This is a genomic window from Rhodococcus sp. FW305-130 (assembly GCF_058788335.1).
In genome coordinates this window covers 312,114-319,978 of the sequence record NZ_JBYTAP010000006.1, presented here as the reverse complement: position 1 = coordinate 319,978, position 7,865 = coordinate 312,114, and the positions used below count along the sequence as shown (strand labels likewise).

The window sequence follows — 7,865 nt, the reverse complement described above, 5'->3', positions numbered from 1 at the left end:
GGGTGGTTGTGACTCCCCCCCCCCCCCCCCCCCTTCGTTATTTGATCGACTGCCGCGTGGTCAGTTTCCGATCTTCGCCACCTCGGTGATGTTCGCGAGGCGAACCTGCCCCTTGGAAACGAGTCGGCCGTTCTCGTCGGTGATGCGAACTTCCCAGAGTTGCTGGGTGCGTCCGCGATGAATCGGGGTGGCTTCAGCGGTGAGAGTGCCCTCCCGCGTTGCGCGCAGGAAGTCGGTGTTGTTGTTGACTCCGACTACGTGTCCTCGCTCGCCCAGCCACACGGTGCCGCCGACGCTGGCGAGAGACTCCACCACCGAGCAGTACACACCCCCGTGCTGTATCCCGGCGGGCTGGTGCAGCGTGGGCTTGACCGTCCATTGCGCCCTCACACGGTCTGGGCTCAGTTCGGTGTATTCCAGGCCGATGGTGGCGTCGAAGCCCGTCCCGAGCCGTTTCATCATCTCTGCGGTCTCAGCAGTGTCGACCATGCCATCTCCATCTGTGATTCTCTGGCGCCGGTGTGGCTGCCACTCCCTACCTGATTACACGAGAGGTAACTCGAGCTTGGAATCAGGTCTGGAAAAAGAACCGGCGGGTTTCCCATCATTCGATGGGAAACCCGCCGTGGGAAGGACCGGGAGTCTCTGCAGCCCTCAGGACTCCGGCGCGGTCCGGCAGTTTCGTCACTCTCGCGTCGTGTAGCTCTCTGCGAGGTCTTCCACAATCATAGGCAAGGCTGACCTAATTTAGCAAGCCCTTCGTCGAACTGGTTCCAACGAGGGCGTAGCGAGACCTTGCGGCGCGCACGAACCGGCAGCCCGGCGGCCACAAAGGCGTCCAGCAGTCCCTGCCCTCGACGCTGAGCGGCCGATTCGCCCTCACCGGCCAAGATGGGGACGTAGGCCGCTGCACCCAGGATCGACTCCCCTACCAGGCCCCAGAATCTGAACTGGTCGACGGGCGCACACCTGGCGACGGCGTCATAGATCGCTCGGAGTGAAGTCAGGCAACGGTGCGCGGTCCAGACAAGGAGCGCTTCTTCACATGGCATGTCGACGACACCGTCACTGCCGGACTCCCGTCCGTTGGGCGCAACGCGCAGCGTTTCGTCGACCACGCCGGCCCAGTCGATTCCGCCGTCGCTGTCCATGTGGATGAACAGGTTCTCGAGCCCCGGGTCCCATGCGGACCCCTCGGAGACGATCGACGCGGCCACCCTGCCGACCACGGCATGAATAAGTGACGTTGCAACCTGGATCGCCGCAGCTTCGGCGCTGTCGAGATCTTGAAGTGAACGGGCGAACATCTGATGCACCCGATCCCCGCACAGGCCCTCGCTCAGTTGCCACCAACGCCGTTTACCTTCGCCCGCCATGGCGGCAACCGCGTAGACGCGCGGATAGTCAGGGTTGAGTGCTCGTAGGCGAACGCTGGTGCGGCTCAATGCGTTCGACCGGAGTTCGAATTCACGAACATCCGCATGCTGGGTGGTCAAGGTGATGGTCACCGTGCACTCCAATCGGCCGAAGTTGTCTTGTGGTTCTTAATGTAGGTTAGCCTCACCATAATTCAAGAGTAAAGAACTGTGACGCTGGGCACCGCATATTCACAGGAACGTCCCCCGCAGGAAGCGCACCCGCATAGGGTTCCGTAACCTAAGATGCGAATTCCCTGCGCACCAAGACCAGGAGCTCGAACCGCCAGTGACGATGATCAAATCTCTCGGGAACGGACATCCCCGAGGACCCAGCGAGACGTACGGACGGCGCATCGTGCCGCGCGGCCCCGCTCCTGTCCGAATGCGTGTCCTGGCTGGACTTTTCGACGCGGCGGTGTTCCTACTTCCGTTGATCGTCGGCTGGTACATCGTCCAGTCGCTCCGTGACGACAACGGTGGCGGCGAGGCCGATCGAGCAGTCTTCGGCGGGACAGCAATAGCCATCGCCGTCGGTCTCCTTGTGTGGAACCTCGGATTCCGTGAGGGGGCAACCGGTCGGACCTCGGGGAAGGGATGGGTTGGCCTGGTCACGCGTGACGCGACCACCAAACAGCCCATCGGTGTCCGCCGGGCTCTGCGCAGACCGTTCGACCGAAGCGGCATCGAGGTGGTCCGAGAAAGCACGGCCCGCGACGAGGGCTTCGAAGAACTCGCACGCGACAACAGCGTCGGTGCAACTCGCCGGCGCCGCCTGATCGGACTCGCGGTCCTCACCGTGCTGCTCGCGCTTGTGATGCTCGCGAGTATCGCGGTGGGCGCTCGTCCATTGACCTTCGCCGAGATCTTCCACGCGCTCTTCAATTCGGACGGAACTCAAACGGACATCATCGTGCGGACGTTGCGCGCCCCACGAACGATTTTGGGTCTTGTTGTCGGAATTGCACTCGGTATCGCCGGTGCCTTGATTCAGGGACACACGCGCAACCCGTTGGCGGATGCCGGTCTACTCGGCCTCAACGCAGGCGCGGCGTTCTTCGTGGTCATGGCGATCTACCTCTTCGGCTTTACGGCGCCGAGTCAGTACCTCTGGTTCGCGTTCGCAGGATCCTTCGTCGCCAGCATCGTCGTTTTCGGCTTGTCTTCCATCGGAAACGGCGGCGCAAGTCCTCTGAGTCTGGCTCTGGCGGGCGCAGCCGTCGCGTTCTTCCTGCAAGCCATGACCAACGCCGTGATAATCCTCGACCAGACGAGCCTGGACGCCTACCGTTTCTGGGTTGTCGGGTCGGTGTCCGGTCGCGGGTTCGATGTCCTCTGGCAGGTCCTGCCTTTCCTGATACTCGGATTGGTCATCGCCTTGGCAAGTACGCCGGGGCTCAACGTCCTCAGCTTGGGTGAAGACGTCGCAAAAGCCTTGGGAACGAACATCGCGTTCAGTCGCACACTCGGCATCGTCGCGATCACCCTGCTGACCGGCGCCGCCACCGCGGCGTGTGGTCCGATCGCGTTCATCGGTTTGGTGGTCCCTCACGTAGCCCGGGCCATCACCGGACCCGACTACCGCTGGCTGGTCCCGTACGCGGGCTTACTCGGCGCGGTCATGTTGATCACCGCGGACATCATCGGCCGCGTGGTCGTGCGCCCTGGTGAGTTGCAGGTCGGCATCATCTTGGCCCTGTTCGGCGCTCCGTTCTTCATCGCTCTCGTACGCCGCAGGAAGTTGGCAAGTCTGTGACGCTCAAGCAGGAACTCCGGGTACTCCCCCGGACCGTCCCCTCACGTAAGTCGATCCGCCTCGGTGGATTCTCGCTCGTCTACCGCCCACTCGCGGTGTCGGTGAGCATTGCCCTCGCAGTTGCGCTGTTCCTTCTGCTTTGCATCAACATCGGGCGAGGCGACTATCCGATCTCGATCCCCGATGTCATTTCGGTCCTGCTCGGCAATGGCAGCAAGACACAGAACCTGATCGTCTTCGACCTTCGACTTCCTCGGTCGCTCACCGCGCTCTTCATCGGTATGGCACTCGGCATTGCCGGTGCGGTCACCCAGACGATTGCGCGCAATGCCCTCGCCAGCCCCGACATCCTCGGAATCACGGCTGGATCGAGTGCCGCCGCAGTGGCACTCATCGTACTCGGCGGGGGTGGCTCGTTCGTGGGACTGCTTGCCACACTGGGGATTCCGTTGGCTGCGCTCTGCGGCGGCCTACTGACAGCAGTGGTGATCTACGCCTTGGCGTGGCGCAAGGGCGTCGAGGGGTTCCGCCTCATCCTGATCGGTATCGGCATCAACGCCATGCTGGTGGCAGCGACGGGATGGCTCCTCATCTCGGCGGACATCAACGACGCTTCTCGCGCACAGGTGTGGCTCAACGGTTCACTCAACGGTGCCACCTGGAATCAGATGTGGCCGGTCGCAATCGCCGTCGCAGTAGTCGGCGGCTACGCGGTGATCGCATCGTTCACCATGGGAGCACTGCGGTTGGGCGACGACAACGCAACCTCACTCGGTGTTCGCTTGCAATCATCACAGGCCAAGTTGTTGCTTTCCGCCGTGGCACTGGCCGCCATCGCGACCGCAGCAGCAGGTCCGGTCGGCTTTGTCGCCCTGGCTGCGCCACAGGTCGCCATGCGTCTGGTGCGCTCCGCCGGCCCGCCCATCGTGGCTTCCGCGCTGACCGGTGCTGTACTGGTGGTAGGCAGCGACGTCATCGCTCGAACAATTCTGCCTGTGGAACTCCCCGTCGGAATCGTGACTTCCGCACTGGGCGGCCCGTTCCTGCTCTACCTGTTGGTTCGTAACAATCGGAAGGTCACAGCATGACCACCATCGCCCAGTCCACCGATGCTCCTTCGCGTCTCGTCGCGCAGAATCTGACGCTCGGGTACGGGGATCGCATCATCGTCGACGGACTCGATCTCGAGATCCCCACCGGCGTGATCACGACGGTCATCGGACCCAACGGTTGCGGCAAGTCGACGCTCTTGCGCGCGCTCGGTCGTCTGCTCAAGCCAAAGGGTGGATCGGTCATCCTCGACGGCAAGGCGATCAGTTCGATGAAGACCAAGGAAGTCGCGCGGGTGCTCGGAATGCTCCCCCAGACTCCTGTTGCGCCGGAAGGGCTCACCGTCGCCGATTTGGTCTCACGTGGGCGCCACCCGCACCAGTCGTGGATCAGGCAGTGGTCCGCGGACGACGAGGGCGAGGTCGCCGAAGCACTAGAGCTGACCGGTGTCTCGGATCTCGCCGATCGGCCCGTCGATCAATTGTCCGGCGGTCAGCGTCAGCGAGCCTGGATCTCGATGGCTCTCGCCCAGGGAACCGACATCCTGCTTCTCGACGAACCGACTACCTATCTGGACCTCGCGCACTCGATGGAAGTCCTCGACCTGGTGGATCAACTCCACGAGGAAATGGGGCGCACCGTGGTGATGGTTCTGCACGACCTCAATCTCGCGGTCAGATACAGCGATCATCTGATCGTGATGCGCGACGGCGCCGTCGTCGCTTCTGGTGTCCCCAAGGACATCATTTCCGCGGAACTTCTGCTCGAGGTGTTCGGTCTCGAAGCCGCGGTCATCGACGATCCCGTCTCGGATCGGCCGCTGATCGTTCCGATCGGAACCCGGCACGTGTTCGGCGCCGTCGGCGGGCCGGCAAAGCCTGCGTGACGATCGCGAATCAGCGACCCAGAATCGTCCGAACGAGTTTGAATCCCTGACCGATCGTCACGGTCGGCAGGTATGCCCGTCCGACCGCGTTGCCGATGCTCGGCAACGCGGCTGGATCGGCGAATGTCATGTGCATCGGCACGTACCGCGGCTGGAACTTCGATTTGAAGGCCAGCAGCGATCGAAATCCGTACACCGGTTCAAGGGTGCGACCGAGTAGGTCGAGCACGCTGTCCATCATCGCCGAGAAAGTCGTGGCCTCCGGTTCGTTCGCATTCCTCTCGGAGTCAGCGGCGATTGTTGCCAGCGGTGCACCGGACAGACTGAGGAACTCGACGCCCTCCTCCTCCAATTTCAGTGCAGCGGAAGCGATGAGGAACTCCATCGCGGGACGGAACCCTTCGGAGCGTCGCCTCATGAAGTCGAGTGTCCACCCGACGACTTTGCCGTCGCGGTACACCGGTAGCCACGACGTGACACCGTGCACGGTGCGATCCTCGTCGACCGCGATCAGGCACCGCACTTGTTCGTCCTCGACCTCGTCGAGTCCACCGAGGGTGAATCCCATCTCGGGCATCCCCTTGTCCGCTACCCACTCCTCCGAGATGGCGACTATCTGATCCTTGATCGCGAGAGGTGCATGAGGGAAGGAAATCCACTCGGCGGTGATACCTGACTTCTTCGCCCGGTTCAGTGCTGTGCGCACGTCCTGGAACCGCTTTCCTGTGAACGCGACTTGTCCCAGGTCGAGCACGGTTTCTTCGGCGACCTGTAGACCGCTCCAGCCCATCGAATCGGTGATGGTTCGGGCGTCGTCGGTCACGGAATAGAAGCAGGGAATCCAACCGTTCGACGACGCGAACTCGGCGAACCCCTCGATCGCCGCGCGCATGCGATCTGGAGGACCGACCGGATCACCGGTGGTGAGAGCAACGCCGGCGATGACGCGATACGCGACGTAACTCGAACCGTCCGCGCTGAACCAGTAAGTGTTCCCCTTCCACGTCGTCATCCACGACAACGGACTGCCGGTACCGGCGATCAACATGGATCGCGCTCGTTCGGCGGCTTTGGGATCGGCGGTCTTGACCGGCTTGAGGAAACTCACGAATACCAACACGGCGGCAACGCCCCAGAACACGACGCCGGTCCACTCGAAGAGCAACGTCGACTCGATGTCCACGGGAAGCAGGCGCGGGTCGATCAACTGCAGGTACACCGGCGGTACAAGGCGCTGTGGGAAGTCCGCGAGCAGCAACGTGACCGTGGGCTCGCGGTCGAACCCGTGCCTGGCGAGCATTCCGCCGCCGACGTAGATCACGGCGAGGACCGCGAGCAAGGTCACGATCGCAGCACCGAGACGTCGATACGTCTTGGCCGGGGCCGCGACGTCGAAGTATCGACGTGTGGCGATCAGCAGGATCAGCACGAAGAGCGGTGTCAGGAACGGCACCAGCGTTCGATACACGTTCGGATCGCTGATTCCGTAGAACAAGCTGTCACTGTCGACTGCGTCGACGAACCTGATGACGAAGTTCCCGATCGAGAGGACGAGTAAGACGACCTGAGCACAGACAGTCGCAATCCAGGCGAATCTGCGGCCACGACGGAGCCCATCGCTCAACACCAGCACAAAAATCGACGGCATCAACGAGAGCAGAGTCGGCCCGATCCCCGAGAGTCTCAGCTCGAGGAGGCCGCGTCGGCAGTCCGGATCCGACGCGGATTCGGCGCACAGCTCACGTACTTCTGCGACGGTCCAGGGAACACCACGGAAGAGATCGCGGAGTACGGCGAGTGGGCCAACCGCCTGTGGGGACAGCGCGGCGATCATCGGGCCGATCGCACTTGCCGCGACGACGATGGCGACCAGGACACGGCCCTCTCGCTGTGTCCCGGCGATGCGTTCACCGCGAGCCGATCGTCCGACGATCCACTGTCCGATCACCAAACCCACCACAGCGGCAAAAAATCGGATGACATCTTGCAGCTGACCACTGAACAAGGCCAAGGTGATGGTCAAAGCCAGGGTTCCGACGCGGATGCGGCGACGCCACAATGTCCCCATGTTCGAGCTGGCGGCCATCGCGGCGCCGACAATCCACGCGCTCGCGCCGACAGCGGAGCCGACATGGAGGCGGAACCCCCAATTGGAGTCGAACACTTTCACGAAGGATGCCCAGCCGAGCCCGAGCAGAACTCCCAAGATTTGAGTGCTTGCGCCGGCGATCGCCAGCTTGATCGTTCCCATCCGCCGTTCGAGGGGTGCAGCGACCGCAATCAGGAGCACGCTCGCGCCGATGTACCCGAGCAGGTTTCCTGCCCACAGCGCGGAGCTCAGTGGAATCCAGACATGTCCGTGCTGGATCGAGCCCATTCCCGCACCGATCGTGTGCTCGAGATCGCGGGACGGTCCGTGAACGATGCTGCCGGTTACGGCGCCCAGTATCCACATGGTGAGAAGTAGGACGACCGTCAAGGGTGCGTCGCGAATGCCGAAACGGATGATGCCGGCAGCTTTCTGCGTGACTACCCGCGCCCGTGATGTCGATTCTTCGGTGCCCGGCGAACTGTCGATCGTCATCTACGTGCGGCTACTTTCTGCGGATCGACTGTTGGCTTGCAATTATCGGGCATCGTCATTGTCGGGACTTTGGTCGTCTCACACCACCGTAACCGTCACGCAGATCACTATGGCCAATACCACACCCCCACCGAGGCGGTTACTACTACCAGTAGTACGTATTTCGTCGTGGAA

6 protein-coding genes are annotated in these 7,865 nt (G+C 62.5%); 3 read left to right on the top strand and 3 right to left on the bottom strand.

Annotated elements, in window-relative coordinates; translation table 11 throughout:
* Positions 1-60: 60 nt before the first annotated feature.
* Together AC3WQS_RS20625 and AC3WQS_RS20620 are read right to left on the bottom strand one after the other, a co-directional pair.
* On the bottom strand, positions 61-489 hold the full coding sequence (locus AC3WQS_RS20625) for a PaaI family thioesterase (RefSeq protein WP_020969625.1): 429 nt from the start codon (positions 487-489) through the stop codon (positions 61-63).
* A gap of 236 nt (positions 490-725) precedes the next feature.
* A complete protein-coding gene (locus tag AC3WQS_RS20620; protein ID WP_020907762.1) occupies positions 726-1,508 on the bottom strand; it encodes a hypothetical protein in 783 nt (260 codons plus the stop codon).
* A 202-nt stretch (positions 1,509-1,710) separates the two neighbouring features.
* Between AC3WQS_RS20620 and AC3WQS_RS20615 the strand changes: the two genes are divergently transcribed.
* Genes AC3WQS_RS20615 through AC3WQS_RS20605 form a run of 3 tightly spaced genes read left to right on the top strand, consistent with a single transcriptional unit; the run spans position 1,711 to position 5,107 of the window.
* Positions 1,711-3,171, top strand: coding sequence for a FecCD family ABC transporter permease (locus AC3WQS_RS20615; RefSeq protein ID WP_019748453.1), 1,461 nt, complete (start codon positions 1,711-1,713; stop codon positions 3,169-3,171).
* A complete protein-coding gene (locus tag AC3WQS_RS20610) occupies positions 3,168-4,259 on the top strand; it encodes a FecCD family ABC transporter permease (RefSeq protein WP_019748452.1) in 1,092 nt (363 codons plus the stop codon). Before AC3WQS_RS20615 ends, AC3WQS_RS20610 begins: the two co-directional genes overlap by 4 nt.
* Positions 4,256-5,107, top strand: coding sequence for an ABC transporter ATP-binding protein (locus tag AC3WQS_RS20605; protein ID WP_020907760.1), 852 nt, complete (start codon positions 4,256-4,258; stop codon positions 5,105-5,107). Before AC3WQS_RS20610 ends, AC3WQS_RS20605 begins: the two co-directional genes overlap by 4 nt.
* Before the next feature lie 10 nt (positions 5,108-5,117).
* On the opposite strand, the gene AC3WQS_RS20600 is transcribed toward AC3WQS_RS20605, so the two are convergent.
* A complete protein-coding gene (locus AC3WQS_RS20600) occupies positions 5,118-7,691 on the bottom strand; it encodes a bifunctional lysylphosphatidylglycerol flippase/synthetase MprF (RefSeq protein WP_211916683.1) in 2,574 nt (857 codons plus the stop codon).
* Between the last annotated feature and the right edge of the window lie 174 nt (positions 7,692-7,865).